Annotated in this window: 13 protein-coding genes; 4 read left to right on the top strand and 9 right to left on the bottom strand. The window is 65.7% G+C overall.

Going from position 1 to position 16,274, the window contains the following annotated elements; translation table 11 throughout:
• From FEI13_RS19755 to FEI13_RS17410, 6 genes are all read right to left on the bottom strand, one after another.
• On the bottom strand, positions 1 to 164 hold a 164-nt coding region (locus tag FEI13_RS19755; protein ID WP_158294567.1), incomplete at its 3' end, for a helix-turn-helix domain-containing protein.
• 29 nt (positions 165 to 193) lie between these two features.
• Entirely contained in the window at positions 194 to 715 is a 522-nt protein-coding gene (locus FEI13_RS17430; protein WP_138182782.1) for a GNAT family N-acetyltransferase, read from the bottom strand.
• Between the two features lie 96 nt (positions 716 to 811).
• Positions 812 to 3,547, bottom strand: a complete 2,736-nt coding sequence (locus tag FEI13_RS17425) for a cation-transporting P-type ATPase (protein WP_138182781.1) — start codon at positions 3,545 to 3,547, stop codon at positions 812 to 814.
• A 153-nt stretch (positions 3,548 to 3,700) separates the two neighbouring features.
• The gene (locus FEI13_RS17420; RefSeq protein ID WP_138182780.1) at positions 3,701 to 4,666 is read right to left on the bottom strand and encodes a universal stress protein; all 966 of its coding nucleotides are present in this window, start codon (positions 4,664 to 4,666) and stop codon (positions 3,701 to 3,703) included.
• A complete protein-coding gene (locus tag FEI13_RS17415; protein ID WP_138182779.1) occupies positions 4,663 to 6,327 on the bottom strand; it encodes a cation:proton antiporter in 1,665 nt (554 codons plus the stop codon). The genes FEI13_RS17420 and FEI13_RS17415 overlap by 4 nt, the downstream gene beginning before the upstream one ends.
• Positions 6,328 to 6,421: 94 nt before the next feature.
• The gene (locus FEI13_RS17410) at positions 6,422 to 7,291 is read right to left on the bottom strand and encodes a LysR family transcriptional regulator (RefSeq protein ID WP_138182778.1); all 870 of its coding nucleotides are present in this window, start codon (positions 7,289 to 7,291) and stop codon (positions 6,422 to 6,424) included.
• A 94-nt stretch (positions 7,292 to 7,385) separates the two neighbouring features.
• Here FEI13_RS17410 and FEI13_RS17405 point away from each other — a divergent pair, with 94 nt between their 5' ends.
• Entirely contained in the window at positions 7,386 to 7,886 is a 501-nt protein-coding gene (locus tag FEI13_RS17405) for a lactoylglutathione lyase family protein (protein ID WP_138182777.1), read from the top strand.
• A gap of 704 nt (positions 7,887 to 8,590) precedes the next feature.
• On the opposite strand, the gene FEI13_RS17395 is transcribed toward FEI13_RS17405, so the two are convergent.
• Positions 8,591 to 9,247 (bottom strand): hypothetical protein, encoded by a 657-nt coding sequence (locus tag FEI13_RS17395; protein ID WP_138182776.1) that lies wholly within the window; start codon positions 9,245 to 9,247, stop codon positions 8,591 to 8,593.
• A 677-nt stretch (positions 9,248 to 9,924) separates the two neighbouring features.
• On the opposite strand from FEI13_RS17395, the gene FEI13_RS17390 reads away from it, so the two are divergent.
• The 3 genes from FEI13_RS17390 (at position 9,925) to FEI13_RS17380 (ending at position 13,875) form a co-directional block, all read left to right on the top strand.
• Positions 9,925 to 11,511 (top strand): BCCT family transporter, encoded by a 1,587-nt coding sequence (locus tag FEI13_RS17390; RefSeq protein ID WP_138182775.1) that lies wholly within the window; start codon positions 9,925 to 9,927, stop codon positions 11,509 to 11,511.
• A 397-nt stretch (positions 11,512 to 11,908) separates the two neighbouring features.
• Positions 11,909 to 13,117, top strand: coding sequence for an ammonium transporter (locus FEI13_RS17385; RefSeq protein WP_138182774.1), 1,209 nt, complete (start codon positions 11,909 to 11,911; stop codon positions 13,115 to 13,117).
• 320 nt (positions 13,118 to 13,437) lie between these two features.
• Positions 13,438 to 13,875, top strand: a complete 438-nt coding sequence (locus FEI13_RS17380; protein WP_138182773.1) for a secondary thiamine-phosphate synthase enzyme YjbQ — start codon at positions 13,438 to 13,440, stop codon at positions 13,873 to 13,875.
• A 64-nt stretch (positions 13,876 to 13,939) separates the two neighbouring features.
• Here FEI13_RS17380 and FEI13_RS17375 read toward each other — a convergent pair whose 3' ends face one another.
• Positions 13,940 to 14,284: a hypothetical protein gene (locus FEI13_RS17375; RefSeq protein WP_240036560.1), complete on the bottom strand. Its 345-nt coding sequence runs from the start codon at positions 14,282 to 14,284 to the stop codon at positions 13,940 to 13,942.
• 142 nt (positions 14,285 to 14,426) lie between these two features.
• Positions 14,427 to 16,175: a mechanosensitive ion channel family protein gene (locus FEI13_RS17370; protein ID WP_138182771.1), complete on the bottom strand. Its 1,749-nt coding sequence runs from the start codon at positions 16,173 to 16,175 to the stop codon at positions 14,427 to 14,429.
• Positions 16,176 to 16,274: the final 99 nt, after the last annotated feature.

The following is a 16,274-nucleotide window of genomic DNA, read 5'->3' as shown; positions in this document are numbered from 1 at the left end:
AAGGCGGCATAGCCGAGCTTCTTGTCGCCGGCTTCATATCGCGCCTTCTGCAACGCCAGGCCACGGTTAAAGACGAACCGCGCCATGCCGGCGAACTGGCGCATCTTGCGCACCTGTTCGCCGTTCGGCATCAGCTCGTATTTAAAGGCTTGGAGGCGTTGCATAGTGACTCAAGCTATATTTATATCCAGCATCATAGGGCGCCTACGGCGCCCGCGCTATCCTTCCCCGCACTAAAAGTACGGGGCATGTCGAGCATTTTGGTCACCGCCTCGCCGCGGTAGCGGCGATCCTCCAGGTCCTTCCAGCCCAGGCGCCGGTAGAGGGCCTGCTGGTCCGGCGTGTAGAGGTAGAAACGCCGATGGCCGTGGGCCTGGGCCTCTTCCTCCACGCGGCGCACCAGCCGCGAGGCGATACCCCTCCCCCGCCACTCGGGGCGCACGTAGACGGAGGCCAGCCAGGGCGTCAGCTCCGTTCGGTCGCTCATGTCGTCGACCACCAGGCTGGCCATGCCCACCGGGCGCCCCTCGTGCAGGACGACGAACACCGAGGGCACCCCGGCCGGCCCGCAGTCGGCGCGGAACGCCTCGACGGCGGCCGCCAAGCCGCGACAAGGATTCAGGTGCCCCCACTCGTCATGGGCCCAGCCGGCCAGGGTGGCGAGATGGGGCGAGGCGTCGTCGATGCGAATGAGGCGAAACAGGCCGGTGTCCATGATGCGGGGTCCCGTGGCGAAGATGGCGGATCGATGCCGCCATCCTGGCCCAATATCGGGGCCTGCGCATTCCGGCAAACGACCTTTCACCCGCCTTCAGCCGTCATCGGAACGGCGCCGGCCGGCGGCGCGTCGCAGCCAGAGCTTCTCCAGTTCCAGCACCGCGAACAGGCCGACCCCGATCAGCACGATCTCGACGCCGTGGACGAAATCCACCGGCCGGGTGTCGAAGAAGCGCTCCATGAAGGGCGCGTAGGTGAACATGAGCTGCAGCAGGGCCACCACGGCGACGGCGAGGATGGCGGCGCGGGAATCGACCATGTGCGCCCAGCTCAGGGAGGGCGTGCGCAGGAAGCGCACGCTGAACAGGTAGAAGATCTCCATCACCACCAGGGTGTTGACGGCATAGGTGCGGGCCTCCTCCAGGCTCGCCCCGTCGGCAAGGGCGAGCCGGAAGATCCCGAACACGCCGGCCGCCATCAGCAGCGCCACCAGGGCGATGCGCCACAGCAGGAACCCCGAGATCATGGCCTCGTCGGCGGGCCGGGGCGGCCGGCGCATGGCATCCGGCTCGGTGGCCTCGAAGGCCAGCGCCATGGCCAGCGCCACGGAGCTGACCATGTTGACCCAGAGGATCTGCACCGGGGTGATCGGCAGGGTGAGGCCGAACAGCACCGCCACCAGGATGCTCATGGCCTCCCCGCCGTTGATGGGCAGCAGGAAGGCGATCGCCTTCTTCAGGTTGTCGTAGACGGTGCGGCCCTGTTCGACGGCGCGCACGATGGAGGCGAAGTTGTCATCGGCGATGACCATCTCCGAGGCCTCCTTGGCCGCCTCGGTCCCCTTGCGGCCCATGGCGATGCCCACGTCGGCCCGCTTGAGGGCGGGGGCGTCGTTCACGCCGTCACCGGTCATGGCGACGATCGCGTCCTGCGCCTGCAGGAGGGTGACCAGGCGCAGCTTGTGTTCGGGGCTGACGCGGGCATACACGTCCACGTCCTCGACGCGCCGGGCCAGCGCCTCGTCGTCCATGCTTTCCAGTTGTTGTCCGGTGATCACCTCGCCGCAGTTGGAAAGATCGAGCTGGGCGGCGATCGCCCGGGCGGTGCCGGCATGGTCCCCGGTGATCATCTTGACCCGGATCCCCGCCTCCCGGCAGTCGGCGACGGCTCGGATGGCCTCTTCGCGTGGCGGATCGATCAAGCCGAGCAGCCCCAGCAGCACCAGGCCCGACTCCACGTCGGCGAAATCCACCTCCTGCGCATGCGACGGCATGCCCTTGCAGGCCACCGCCAACACGCGCTGCCCTTCCGCCGCCAGGGCCTCGATGTGCTGCTCCCAGGCTTCCTGGTCCAGCGGCGACTCGCCCTGCTCGTCCCACACGGCCTGGCAGGCACGCAGCACCTGTTCCGGCGCACCCTTGACGTAGACGAACGCCTCCCCCTGGTGATCGTGATGCAGGGTGGCCATGAACTTGTGCTGGGCATCGAAGGGAATGAGATCGGTACGCGGGTTCGCGGCACGTTCGTCATCGGCATCCAGCCCCCCCTTCAGCGCGGCGGCAATCAATGCCCCCTCCATGGGGTCGCCATGCACCTGCCAGTCCTCGTCCGTCTCTTCCAGGGTGGCGTCATTGCACAGCAGGCCCGCCCGCAGGAGCCGCATCAGCCAGGGATGGCGTGCCGGGTCCAGGGGCTCCTCGCCCCGCCGGAAAGCGCCGCGTGGACAGTAGCCCTCGCCTTCCACCCGGCAGTGGCCCGCGGCCGAGACCAGGCTTCGGACCATCATCTCGTTGCGGGTCAGGGTGCCGGTCTTGTCGGAGCAGATCACGCTGAGTGAGCCCAGCGTCTCCACCACCGGCAGGCGGCGGATGATGGCATGGCGGCCGGCCAGGCGCTGGACGCCGATGGCCAGCGTCACGGTGAGAATCGCCGGCAGGCCTTCGGGAATGGCCGCGACGGCCAGGCCCACCACCGTCATGAACATCTCGGCGGGCGCCATGCCGCGCCAGAGGATGCCGAACAGGAAGATCAAGGCGGCCAGCCCCAGCACGGCACCGGTCAGCCAGCGCGAGAAGGTCGCCATCTGCCGCAGCAGCGGCGTGGTGAGGGTCTCGACCTGCGACACCAGGCGGCTGATGCGGCCGATCTCGGTGTCTGCCCCCGAGCCCACCACGATGCCGGCCCCCTGGCCGTGGGTCACCAAGGTGCCGGAGTAGGCCATGCCGAGGCGGTCGCCAAGCACCGCCTCGCCCGCCACCGGCTCGATGGACTTCTCCTGCGCCACCGACTCGCCGGTCAGCGCCGCTTCCTCGATCTGCAGGCCACGGGCGCGCCACAGGCGCAGGTCGGCCGGCACCCGGTCTCCGGCCTGCAGTAGCACGACGTCACCGGGCACCAGCTCCTCCGCCGGCACGCTGTACTGACGCCCCTCGCGAACGACCATGGCCCGGGCAGAGAGCATGTCGCGAATCGCCCGCAGGGCGTCCTCGGCCTTACCCTCCTGGACGAAGCCGATGACCGCATTCACCAGCACCACCCCCACGATCACGGCCGTATCCACCCAGTGGCCGAGCAGGGCCGTGATCAAGGCCGCCCCGAGCAGCACGTAAATCAGTAGGTTGCGAAACTGGGACAGGAAGCGAATCAGCGGCCCCCGAGGCCTCGCTTCGGGCAAGCGGTTGAGGCCGTAGCGTTCGCGGCGGCGGGTCACCTCCGGTTCATCCAGCCCCTTCTCCGGCGCGACGGCCCAGTGCTCCGCCACGGCATCGGCCGGCCGGGCATGCCAGTCCGGCCTGGCCGAGCTCACTCGATCCTGCGTCGCATCGTTCATCGCGCTCCCATCCTTAGCTCACCGATAGGCGATCGCCGCCGGTCGACGGGCGGCGCCCTTGCCACCAAGCTACCCCAGGTGTGCCCACGATTCGTGAGACCTGGATCAAGGTTTGATGACACTTCTCCGGCCGGGGCGACACCCGGACCAGGGTCACTCGAGGGTGACCGGGGAAACGAACCCCGGCGGCTTCAGCGCCAGCACCGAACACTGCAGCTGATAGAGCACCGCCTCGGCGGTGTTGCCGATGATGAAGCCGGGGATCCCGGTTCGGGCCACCGTTCCCATCACCACCAGGTCCGCCTTGAGCTTGTCGACCAACAGGGGGATCTGCTTGCGTGCCGGGCCCATGGGCAGATGGATCCGCGGCGAAAGATAATCATAGGCCTCGTCGCCGATGCGCTCGCGAAGTCGAAACGTCAGCCTCTCCATGCCGAGCTTGTGACGGGCCTGCTCACCCTCGACGAGATGGCGCTCCGTCGTCTCGGGGTCGCTGGTCCAGAGGCCCACGAAACCGGCTTCCGGCGTATCCCAGGCATGCACGAGATGCAGTTCGGCGAAGTCGGAGAGCGCCAGGGAACTGGCGATATCCAGAATGTCGTCGTTCAGCACCTGCTCACCAGGCACGGCGCGGTGCACATCGACATCGAAGGCCGCGACGATGCGTCGGTAGTTGGGCTTCTCCTCCGGTTTCATCAGCCAGACCGGACAGGGACACTTGCGCATCAAGTGCATGTCGTCGCTGCCGAACAGCAGCCGACTCCACTCCGGATTTTCCGCCGTCTTGATCACGAGGTCGTGGGTCTCCCGTAGCACGGCCCGAATGACCTCGATGAAGGTGATCCCGGTCAGCACCTCGATCCGACAGGTGATCCGATCGGCATGAGGGGCGATCAGCGATTCGAGCCAGGTTCGACGCTCGGCCATCACCGCGTCTCGGAACTCGACGAATGACGGTCCCCGGGGCGCGAGCGACAGATCCAGCACCTCCTCGGGAACGACATCGATGAGGGTCAGCGTCGCCTGGTTGTTTTCCGCCAGGGTGGCCGCCCGGGCGAGCCCCGCCTCCTGGGGAACCGATGGCTCGACGACATAAAGGATGTTCCGAAAGCGTTTCATGCTCTCTCCCCTTCTCGAGGTTCGACCGACGGTGGGGAGGCCATCACTCGGATGGCCGCTTCCCTTGCGGCATCTGCGTAGGGCACCAGCACCAGGTCCACGCCCTCCTGCGCGAAGTGCCGGGCATCCCGACGTTGGGAGACGGCGATCGCCACCTTCCCAGGGAATCCTTGCTGGCGCAGGCCATGCAGCAGCATACGGTTGGCATCGGGGTCCCGGAGGGTGCTGACGACCCAGCGTGCCTGGCGCAACGGCAGGGTCGCCAGGAACTCCGGATCTTCGGCGTCCCCGTAGCACACCCGGTAGCGGTCGCGGGCATGCTGCTGGACAGTGGTGGGATCGAAATCCACCGCCAGGAGACGACAGCCGCGCTCCCGGAGGTCTGCCGCCAGTGCCGCGCCGTAGCGCCCCAGCCCGATCAGCAGGACGTCCACTTCATTGTTGCCCTCCGCCAGGCTATCGAGCTCCCGGTGCGGCACCCGGCGCTCGAAGATCGAGAGCCGGGGTGCCAGGCGCTCGTAGAGGGCATGTGAATAGAGGATCATGTAGGTGGATACGCTGATGGTGATCAGCCCGACGAGGGTGATCAGCCCCACCGTTTCCTCCTGCAGATGGCCCAGGGCCAGCCCCATCGCCGCCAGGATCAGGGAGAACTCGCTGATCTGCGCCACCGTCAGACCGGCGAGGAAGCCGGTGCGCCTGCGGTAGCCCATGTAGCCCATGATGGCCATGACGATCAACGGGTTGCCGACCAGTACGAAGAGCGAAAGGATCGCCGAGGCGCCGAGTTGTGCGCCCAGCATGCCGAGGTCCAGGGTCGCACCGAGCTCGATGAAGAAGAACAGCAGCAGAAAATCGCGCAGGCTCACCAGACGCGAGGCCACCTGCTCACGATAGGGGGTGGAGGCGATGGACACCCCGGCGAGGAAGGCGCCGACCTCCTTGCTGAAGCCGAGGGCTTCGCCGCCCACGGCACCGATGACCGCCCAGGCGATGGCGAAGAGCATTAGCAGTTCCGAAGAGTGGGCCAGCCGATGCAACAGCCCCGGCAGGACGTAGCGCATCAGCAGAGCCAGCCCCGCCAGCATGGCTCCGCCCGTCAACATCACCCGCAAGGCTTCCCAGGCCATGTTGACGTCGCCGTCGGCCTGCCCGTAGGCGGTCAGGCCAATCATCACCAGCACCACCACGATATCCTGCACGATCAGAAAGCCGACCGCGATACGCCCGTGCAGGGAGTCCACCTCGCGCTTGTCGGACAGCAGCTTGACAATGATGATGGTACTGGAGAACGTCAGGGCCACGGCCACGTAGAGGGCCGTCACCGGCGACATGCCGAGCCCCAGCGCGATGATATACCCCACCGCCGAGGTGAACATCACCTGGCCCAGACCACAGGCGAGCGCCACCGGCCCCACGGTGCGAATGATGTGAAGGTCGAGCTTCAGCCCCACCACGAACAGCAGCAGGGCGATGCCCAGCCTGGCGAACAGATCGATCTCGGTGCGCTGCTCCACCAGGCTCAAACCCGAGGGCCCGAGCAGGATGCCCACGCCGATGAAGGCGACGATCAGCGGCTGGCGCAGCCATTGCGCCAATGCTCCCCCCACGACGGTAAGACCGAGGATCATCCCGATCTGGGCAAACACACTCTCGAGCATCGCGATCCCTCCGGCGTTGATGGTGCTTTTGTTAGGCGCGACGCTTCGGCCGGCTCTCGAGGGTAGAATCTAGCTCGTCGCGAGCGAGGCCCTGCTAGAGATGCTGCAGGGCCTCCTCCTCCACCATCTTCACGCGATTCGGCATGGCCTTGCGACGATGCGAGGCCAGATAGAGGGTCTCGCTGACCGGATGCGCCAGCGGATGGATCCTGACGTGCGCGGGGTGATCGAAGGCCTCGACCGCGTGGGCCGGCAGCACGGTGAAGCCCAGGCCGAGGCTCACGGGCTCGAGAATCAGGTTGATCTGATTGGAGAACCCCGTCTTCTCGAGCTGCTGGATGGACTCGTACTCGGCGTAGTTGGCGCCCAGCAGCAGGCCGGTATGGTGCGCGCCGTCGGGATGATCGATGAAGCCAAGCCGGCACAGCGTCTCCCAGTCGGGCTCGGCCACCGCGGCCGGCGTGACCAGCAGCAGCGGCTCCCGGGCCACCGGCCTGACGCTGACTTCCTCAAGCGAGGAGCGCGCCGTCATGAAGCCGATGTCGACGCCACCGCCGGCCACGGCGCGCTCCACGTCGGCATTGGGGGCGAAGCGATAGTCGATCACCAGCGCGGGGTGGCGGCACTGCAGGGCCAGCAGGCGGCGGTAGAGCTTGAGACCTACACTGCCGGGGGACATCACCCGCACGAGCCCCTCCCAGGCGGGATCCGCCGCCACCCGCTGCTCGAGGTTCCCAAGCGCCAGCACGAGCTGGCGCCCCTCCCGATACAGGCGTTCCCCGGCGTCGGTGAGCGTGAACTGCTTGCCCTGCCGAACCAGCAGCGCGCACCCCAGCTGCTCCTCGAGCTTGCGCACCTGCTGGCTGACGCCGGACTGCGTCATGTGCAGCTTCTCGGCGGTGCGGGTGAAGTGCCCCACCTCCACCAGGGTGCAGAAGGTCTGCAGCCAGTTCGGATTGATCATTACGCCCCAGACTCATAAATATGATGAATGATAATTTTAAGTGATTATCAAGACTTCGTACACTGGCGCCATCATTCACACGAAAGGAGCGGTTATGCACAACGCTTACCCGAGAAACTTTTCGCATATCGGCATCTCGGTGCCGGATCTGGACAAGGCGGTGGCGTTCTACACCGAGGTCATGGGCTGGTACCTGATCATGGAGCCGTCCGAGGTCGTCGAGGGCGACAGCGCCATCGGCGAGATGTGCACCGATGTGTTCGGCAGCGGCTGGGGCAGCTTCCGGATCGCCCATGTATCGACCGGTGACCGGATCGGTATCGAGCTGTTCCAGTTCCCCAATGCGCAGAACCCGGAGAACAACTTCGAGTACTGGAAGACCGGGGTTTTCCACTTCTGCGTGCAGGACCCCGACGTCGAGGGGCTGGCCGAGCGCATCGTCGCCGCCGGCGGCAAGAAGCGCATGGAGAAGCCGCGCTACTACTATCCGGGCGAGAAGCCCTACCGCATGATCTACATGGAGGACCCGTTCGGGAACATCCTCGAGATCTACAGCCACAGCTATGAGCTGACCTACAGCGAAGGCGCCTACTGACCCGCGTCGCCCGCCGTCGAGCGAGCGCCCGGCATCACGCCCGAGGCCCGAGCCGGATCACCGGCTCGGGCCTTGCGTCGATACCGGCCGGGTAAACGCGAACATGGCGGCCCCTCTGATCATGTTCCATCCTTATGTTCGCCGACCCGCCGGTTGGCATCCGTGCGCCCTCGACGCCGCTCGTCACGGATCTGCCGCAACGCTGTCGCGCCCTACCAACCACTTCTTCCGGCATGGTTGGCAAAGCCGCGATTACCCCAGCCATCCACCTCCGCTATCCGAAGACCGGCATTGCGCAGCACCGTCGGTAACCAGGTCAATTGAAAGCTCATTGGGCAATCCCTCTGTCGGCAGCCGGAACTAGTAACGCCTGACCAGAACCGGGGGAATATCTTGGAAAGGCACATTGCGCACAGTGACGGGGAAATTCTGTCCGTGCACCTGAATCATGTAGTTTCCGGGGCTAATCCGGCTAAAATAGTACATGCCAGACGGATCCGTAATGGTCTGTGCGACGAGATTCCAGCGTGACGGGACCCACCGCCATAAATAGACTGGCGTATTCGACAAGGGAAAGGGAGTGGATGCATAAGGATTATGACTATCGACTCGGCCGCGCAGGTCAACCGACAAGGCCGGCGACGCCCAGAGCAGGAAAAGGACAGCCAGCAACGCCGGGCATGAGCGCTTCAGTCCTGCGTTCATCACGGCCGCTCTCTCTCTGTGGAAGCCTCGCCGGGAACGGCCGGCATCGGTGGCCCTCCCGGCGCCGGTGCCAGATACGCTTCCACTCTGGGACGTGTCGAGGAGGGAATATCCGGTACTTGGCGCAGGACCATCTCACCTAGATCGACGCGCTGTCGCCAGCTATCTACTTCGGCCTCTCCGTCGGCGATCAATCGACGAGGACTCAGCGTCTCGGAGATGAAGCCTGGGACATTGAAGTAGAGTGTCGGCCACTCTCCCGGCTTGACCAGCGGAAGACGCACATAGACATAGGGCAGCTCGGCAGTCTTGGCGATCGGCGGCTCGACGAACACTTTGACATCCTCTCTTAATGCCCTGTCGACTCGGATTTCCTCCCCCTCATTGTCAAGGAAGCTCACCTTGACCATCACTTCCCAGGTAGGCGATACCAGCGACTGCTGGATCCTGGCATCTATCCGGTCTATCAGGAACCAGCCGGCCAACAGGGTAATGAAGAATGCTCCGAAGGCTCCCGTCACATTAATGGTGAGATTCTGGAAGGGGCCGGACGCCCGAACCTTGGTATCCGGAAAAAGCCGGAAGATACCGATGGCAATTACTGCCGGCAGTAGCATCCACAGCACATAAAGCAGTATAGAAGAGATGATCGCCATGATGTTGTCCATCGGCCCGGTACGCCCGCCCCAAGTACGACGACGCAGCGTGGCGAAGATCGGAGTGCATGGCAGCTGGCATGCACCGCCCTTGGCCCGGTACCGGCTTCATAGACACTGCTATGGTCTTGCCCAGACCTGCGCCCGGCGTAGATGACGGCGGCTGCTGTGCTGCGCCTGCCTGTACGTACACGATAGTGCTACCCACCTTTCAGGGGCCAGCCCGCTCTCTCCATGCATACGCACCAGTCGCTCGGCATTTAAGCAACTTTAGCCATTTCAAGTTAGACAAGGGAGCCGGCCTGCGCAAAGCCCAATGACATCTCTAGCCGACCGCTGATCATGGTGCGGGCATCGCAGCCCTTGCCGCCCGCTACGCACTCGGGGCAGGGCTATCGCCGTTGGCAACATCGCTCAAGGCTTTCCCGACGACAGGCCTTCGAGGGGGCGCTGTGAATACCTCCCTGTACGCTACCTCCGCCTTCCCTGGCCTCCGGACCCCCTCTTCGACCTGTCCCCGGCGCCTTTCGCTTTCGAGGCCGAGCTAACGGCGATAGCCCTGCGTCCCCCAGGCGCGCCCTTAACCATGAGCCGCCGAGGTGGTAGACTTCGGGCGCTCTAGTCGGCGTTGCGTCTTGGAGACGCCGAAAATCCTACCAACTAGAGCATCTCCCCCTATGCCCCAGAATGATCAGACCGCCAAGACGGGACTCATGTCGCGGCTTGGCGATCCTCTCGTGCTGTTGCTTACCATCGGCTTCATCGTCGCCTTCGTCGGCCTCTCGCTGTACGACATCCAGGGCGTGGCCGATGGCATCGCCAGCGGTTTCGCCTGGACCGCCGCGACGCTGGGCACCTATTTCCAGCTGTTGCTGCTGCTGACCTTCCTGGTCGGCATCGGCGTGGCCATCTCCCCCGCCGGCCAGGCGCGGGTGGGCAACCTCGACTCGCCACAGATCAGCACCTTCAAGTGGCTGTCGATGATCATGTGCACCCTGCTGGCCGGCGGCGGCGTGTTCTTCGCCGCGGGTGAGCCGATCTACCACTTCGTGGTCACCCCGCCGGCCTTCGACACCGAGGCTGGCACCCCGGAAGCGGTCGCAGGGGCCCTCGCTCAGTCGTTCATGCACTGGGGTTTCCTGGCCTGGGCCGTGCTCGGCACCCTCACCGCCGTGGTGCTCGCGCATGCCCACTACGTGAAGGGCCAGCCGCTGCAGCCGCGCACCCTGCTCTACCCGGTGCTCGGTGAGCGGATCATGAAGGGCTGGTTCGGCAGCCTGGTCGATGCCTGCTGCGTGATCGCCGTGGTCGCCGGCACCGTCGGGCCCATCGGCTTTCTGGCCACCCAGGTTAGCTTCGGCCTGCATGAACTGTTCGGCGCCTCCGAAGGCTACAGCACCCAGCTGATGATCCTGGTCGCACTGGCCGTGGTCTACGTCACCTCGGCGATGACCGGCATCCACCGGGGCATCCAGATCCTCAGCCGCTTCAACGTCTTCCTGGCGCTGGCCATCGCGGTGGTCATCTTCGTCTTCGGCCCGACGCTGTTCTTGACCAACGCCTTCACCCAGGGCTTCGGCGAGTACCTGACCTCGTTCTTCGCCATGGCGACCATGACCTCCGAGACCGCGCCCGCCTGGTGGATGAAGTGGTGGACGGTGTTCTTCTTCGCCTGGTTCATCGGTTACGGCCCGCTGATGGCGATCTTCGTGGCGCGCATCTCGCGCGGCCGCTCGATCCGCCAGATGATCCTGGCCGTGGCCGTGATGGCGCCGCTCGCCACCGCGATGTGGTTCACCCTGCTCGGCGGCTCGGGCATCTACTACCAGCTGACCGGCGTGATCGACCTCACCGAGGCGCTTAACAACTTCCAGTTCGACGTGGCGACCCTCACCGTGGCCCAGGCGCTGCCCGGCGGCGGCCTGATGGCGATGGCCATCCTGGTGCTGACCAGCATCTTCGTCGCCACCACCGGCGACTCCATGAGCTATGCCATCGCCGTGGTCTGCACCGGCCACGACGACCCGAACCGCCTGGTTCGCGCCTTCTGGGGCATCGCCATGGCGATCATGGCGGGCATCCTGCTCTACATGGGCGCCGGCCAGATCAGCGCCCTGCAGCAGTTCATCGTGATCACCGCGATCCCGGTGTCGCTGGTGCTGCTGCCCTCGCTGTGGACCGGCCCCCAGGCCGCCTACGCCATGGCCCGCGAGCAGGGCCTGGTGGCCGCGCGCAACGCCAAGGCGAGTGTCGCCGACAGCTGATCCAGCACGCCACCGCCCAGGCGGCTATCCAAACCGCATAAGCCTGGCGACAGGCGTCAAGCAGGCCCCGAGTCATCGCTGACTCGGGGCCTTTTGTCGTCTGCCTGCCATCAAGCGGCACCAGTGCCTCGTCCCCACCGACCATCAGCTGACCGAAGATGCCGGACTCGACGAGCGACACGGCGCCCCTCACCGAAATAGTGCACCGCCGAGCCGACAGGCACCAGATACGTGCAATATCGTGCCGCAAGTCCCTTTTAGCGTGCCGCATGCACCATGAGAAAACCTTCAATTCACGGCCGAGCATCCAGATGCGCCAAACTGGAACATTCCTTGCAGCGAGGAGATATCCAAGAAGCCCCGAGGGGCAATCATCGTATCTGGAGAGATCACCGACGTGGATATCACGAGTGCAGTTCAGACCCTGACCCAGAGCGCCAACACGCTCTTCATCCTGATCGGCGCCATCATGGTGCTCGCCATGCACGCCGGCTTCGCCTTCCTGGAGGTCGGCACGGTACGTCACAAGAACCAGGTCAATGCCCTGGTCAAGATCATGACCGACTTCGGCGTCTCCGCCATCGTCTACTTCTTCGTCGGCTACTTCATCGCCTACGACACGCACTTTCTGCACAGCGCCAGCGCACTGACCGCGGGCAACGGCTACGAGCTGGTCAAGTTCTTCTTCCTGATGACCTTCGCCGCGGCGATCCCGGCCATCGTCTCGGGCGGCATCGCCGAGCGGGCCCGCTTCTACCCGATGCTGGTCGCCTCCGGGTTGATCGTCGGGCTGGTCTATCCCTTCTTCGAGGGCATCGTCTGGAACGGCAACTTCGGTATCCAGGAATGGCTGGCGCGCCGCTTCGGTGCAGGATTCCATGACTTCGCCGGCTCCGTGGTGGTGCATGCCGTGGGCGGCTGGGTGGCATTGATGGCCCTGCTGCTGCTGGGGGCGCGCAACGGGCGCTATCGCAACGGTCGTGTCGTGGCCTTCGCTCCCTCCAACATCCCCTTCCTGGCCCTGGGCGCCTGGATCCTGACCATCGGCTGGTTCGGCTTCAACGTCATGTCGGCCCAGACCCTCGACGGCATCAGCGGCCTGGTCGCCGTGAACAGCCTGATGGCAATGGTGGGCGGTATCGTCGTCTCGATGGTGCTGGGCCGGAAGGATCCGGGCTTCATCCACAACGGACCACTGGCCGGCCTGGTGGCCGTCTGTGCCGGTTCCGACCTGATGCATCCCGTCGGTGCCCTGATCACCGGCGGCGTGGCGGGGGCGATGTTCGTTATCCTCTTCGAATGGGCCCAGGATCGGGTCGAGCGCCTGGATGACGTCCTGGGTGTCTGGCCGCTGCATGGCGTCTGTGGCGTCTGGGGCGGCATCGCCGCGGGCATCTTCGGCCAGACAGGGCTGGGCGGCCTCGGTGGCGTCAGCCTCGTCTCCCAGCTGATCGGCTCGCTGGCCGGGGTGCTGGTGGCCGTGCTCGGTGGCCTGCTGGTCTATGGCGCCGTCGCCATGATCACCGGCCTGCGCCTGAGCGAGGAGGAGGAGTTCAACGGTGCCGACGTCAGCGTGCACCGCATCGGGGCCAACGCCTGGGACTGACCGACCGGCGAGTGGATGTCGTAATGTTGAGCGACCCACACCTGGGTCTCGCCGATCAGCGCGTCCTCCACCTGGCGGGCGGCGGTCAGCGCCGCGTAGGGCTGCTGGCGAGACAAGGCATCGCAGTAGGCCCAATGGGTGATGGCATCCTGCCCGGCGAGCAGCGAGCGACAACGGCCAGACGGTGCTGGACTGCGCCTGTGGCCGCGAACGAGCCCTGGCCGACCTGCAGGAAGCCGGCTTCCGCGACATCCGGGATGAATGTCGCCAAGGCCTCCCCTATGCTGGGCATCGGATCCATGACAGGAGACATCGAGACCATGTGGGATCAACGCGACATCACCCTGTCGCCACGGTCGCGGGGCTTTCACCGGGTCACCGAGGAGATCGTCGCCGGCCTGCCGCGGCTGGCCGAGGTTCGGGTGGGGCTTGTGCACCTGCAGCTGCTGCACACCTCGGCCTCGCTGACCCTCAACGAGAGCGCAGACCCGGACGTGCGCCATGACATGGACGCCTTCCTGCGCGACCTGGTGCCCGGCGCCCTGCCCTACTTCCGCCACACCCTCGAGGGCGATGACGACATGCCCGCCCACGTGGCAGCCAGCCTGTTCGGTACCCAGCTGACCGTGGGCGTGCGCGGCGGAGGCCTGGCACTGGGCACCTGGCAGGGTATCTGGCTGGGCGAGCATCGCGACCAGGGCGGCTCCCGCCGCCTCGTCGCCACGCTGCAGGGAAGTCTGGACGGCGTTACCTGGTGACACCCGAAACCCGACAACCGCCGGTCACCGCGTTCCGAACGATCGGCTGCGACGGCCAGCGCGACTACTCGCCCCCCAGGGGCTCGACGCGCTCCAGCGTGAGCCGGCGTCCTTCCGTCGGCGAGAAGCGGAAGTGGCCTTCCACCCGCACGGCCTCACCGAGGTAAGGCGCGATGCGCTCGTGGGGAAAGATTTCGACTCGGTGCAGGTCTTCGTCCTCGATCCAGTAGTGCAGCGGGGCCTCGAAGCGGCGCACCACGCCCTGCGTCGCCACGCGGCTATCGTCGTGGGCCACGGGACGAGTCGCCAGCACCGGCAGGGGCACCTCGGCGACGCCCTCCTCGTTGCTGCAGCTCGACAGCGGCAGCAACGCGAACAGGCCGGCGACGAGGAGGCCCGCGGGTCTCATGTAGGGTATCATCGTGTCTCTCTCCGGTGGCTCGCATGCCGATGGTCATGCCCGTGATGGCGCCGCCGAGTCATTCATACCGGGAGATTCCGTGCGGGGCCAGTCCAGACCGGGCTCTTCGTGCCGAGCTCTTCGTGCCGAGCTATTCGGACGATGGCGCGTCGGCGCCCTTCGTTGTGCCCTCATCGAGCTTTTCCAGCGTGGCCGGCCGCCGGATCCGCCGGTGCGCCGGCGTGTCGCCCCGGGCGATGTCGTGATCGCTGAGCACCACCACCGCCCGGGGCCACCACTCGGGATGATGGTCGCGAATGAAGGCCAGCAACTTCTCGCGGACCTTCGCCTCGGCTGCCCAGGCGCACATGGGCTCGGGGCCCATCAGATAGAAGGAGACCTCCTGGGTGGCCTCATGCTGGCCCGTCACGTAACAGGCCAGCGTGTGGTGGTCAATGACCTGCTCCTCGGCCATCGCGAACTCCTTGAACTTTTCCCTCAGGGTCGCCACATCGGCGCTGATATGCAGGGTCAGCACGATGGGCCGGCAGAGCTTCGCGTTCTTCGAGGAGAGGTTCTGGAAGGGCTTCGAGACGAAGTACCTCACGGGCACGACCAGTCGCCGTTCATCCCAGGTCCGCAGGCGGATGAAGGTATAATAGATGCCCTCCACGTAGCACCACTGATCCTCGAAGACCAACAGATCGCCGATCCGGATCGGCTTGGTCAGTGAGATCTGGAAGGAGGCCAGGATATTGCCCAGTACGGCCTGACCGGCGATACCCACCAGCACCGTCACCACACTGGCCGAGGCCAGCAGCGTCACGCCGAGGCTCTCGAACAGGCTGACCTGGGCGATCACGTAGATCGCCACGGCCAGTACGGTGATCAGGATCACCGCGCGACGCAGCGCGTGGAGGGTGGTCAGCAGCTGGCGGTCATCGCGGCTCTTGGTGTCGTCGATCTCGCCCACCAGTCGGCGCGTCATCCGGATCAGCAGCGTATCCACGAGCCGCACCGCGATCAGGCCCACGCCCCAGGCCAGGATGATGACCAGCAGTCCCCGCAATATGGCGGTGACCACGCCCGAGAAGGAGACCACGTAGGTCAGCAGCCACTGCGCCGTCAGCGACATGGTGAGAAGGGCCATGGGCAGCCGGATCATCTGCGAGAAGACGCTGGAAAGCCCCGCCGGCAGACGGGCGGCCAGCAGGCCCATCAGGGCGTGTATGCAAAACCCCGCCGCGCCGATGATGAACAGGAAGATCGGGATGGCGAACCATTCCCAGAGCTTCAGCACGCCGAAGGAGACCTGGAAACGCTCGGGGATATGGTCCTCGAGCCAGGAGGGGCCATATTTCTCGTAGAGCCTGGGGATCGCGGTGATCGTCTCCGGGGCGATCAGCCAGACAGGCTCCCGCTCTCCCATCCGGTAACGGCCCAGGCGTACCTCGTAGCTCTGTCCGTCGAGCTCAAGGCTGGCCAGCTCGAGGTTGCGCCGTGGCTGACCGGCGCGAGAGCTCTGGTCGGAGGTGCTCATGACCATGGCATCCTGACGCGCGGAGATCGAGGAGACGTTGATCCACTCGCCCCGCTGCAGGACGGCGGCGAGCTGCCTGGCCAGCACCGCCCCGCGCTCGGCCTGCTCGTTGGGGGGCAGGTCGAGGAGGTTGAGGAGATGCGCCGCGGCCGAATAGTCCTCCTGCTCGGTCAGCGTCAGGAAACTGCGTACCGCATCGCGCGGCGTCCGGCGTTCGATCTTTTCGGGCGGCTCACCGAGGCCGGCATTCAGCGAGTCGATGCTGAACCAGCGCGTATTCTCCGCCTCCTCCTGAGCCAGGCCCAGGCAGGAGATGGCCAACAGCAGCACCGCCAGGATCCCTGCAAGTGGCGTCTTCATAGGCCTCCTTCCCTGATGGTCGCGCACGACCCATGTCGGCCGTCGCCGTCTTCCCTTGCCGATCGCCCGCTGGTCGACCCGGGGGCGAAGTACCGGGAA

Origin of the sequence: Halomonas urmiana (assembly GCF_005780185.1) — a bacterium.
Classification (GTDB): Bacteria; Pseudomonadota; Gammaproteobacteria; order Pseudomonadales; family Halomonadaceae; genus Halomonas; species Halomonas urmiana.
The sequence above is the reverse complement of the archived record's forward strand: the minus strand, read 5'-3'. Positions and strand labels throughout refer to the sequence as shown.

Excerpts from the sequence above, each read along its gene's own strand:
- FEI13_RS17430 (WP_138182782.1), bottom strand. The coding sequence starts at position 715 with ATGGACACCGGCCTGTTTCGCCTCATTCGCATCGACGACGCCTCGCCC.
- FEI13_RS17425 (WP_138182781.1), bottom strand. The coding sequence starts at position 3,547 with ATGAACGATGCGACGCAGGATCGAGTGAGCTCGGCCAGGCCGGACTGG.
- FEI13_RS17420 (WP_138182780.1), bottom strand. The coding sequence starts at position 4,666 with ATGAAACGCTTTCGGAACATCCTTTATGTCGTCGAGCCATCGGTTCCC.
- FEI13_RS17415 (WP_138182779.1), bottom strand. The coding sequence starts at position 6,327 with ATGCTCGAGAGTGTGTTTGCCCAGATCGGGATGATCCTCGGTCTTACC.
- FEI13_RS17410 (WP_138182778.1), bottom strand. The coding sequence starts at position 7,291 with ATGATCAATCCGAACTGGCTGCAGACCTTCTGCACCCTGGTGGAGGTG.
- FEI13_RS17405 (WP_138182777.1), top strand. The coding sequence starts at position 7,386 with ATGCACAACGCTTACCCGAGAAACTTTTCGCATATCGGCATCTCGGTG.
- FEI13_RS17395 (WP_138182776.1), bottom strand. The coding sequence starts at position 9,247 with ATGGCGATCATCTCTTCTATACTGCTTTATGTGCTGTGGATGCTACTG.
- FEI13_RS17390 (WP_138182775.1), top strand. The coding sequence starts at position 9,925 with ATGCCCCAGAATGATCAGACCGCCAAGACGGGACTCATGTCGCGGCTT.
- FEI13_RS17380 (WP_138182773.1), top strand. The coding sequence starts at position 13,438 with ATGTGGGATCAACGCGACATCACCCTGTCGCCACGGTCGCGGGGCTTT.
- FEI13_RS17375 (WP_240036560.1), bottom strand. The coding sequence starts at position 14,284 with ATGAGACCCGCGGGCCTCCTCGTCGCCGGCCTGTTCGCGTTGCTGCCG.
- FEI13_RS17370 (WP_138182771.1), bottom strand. The coding sequence starts at position 16,175 with ATGAAGACGCCACTTGCAGGGATCCTGGCGGTGCTGCTGTTGGCCATC.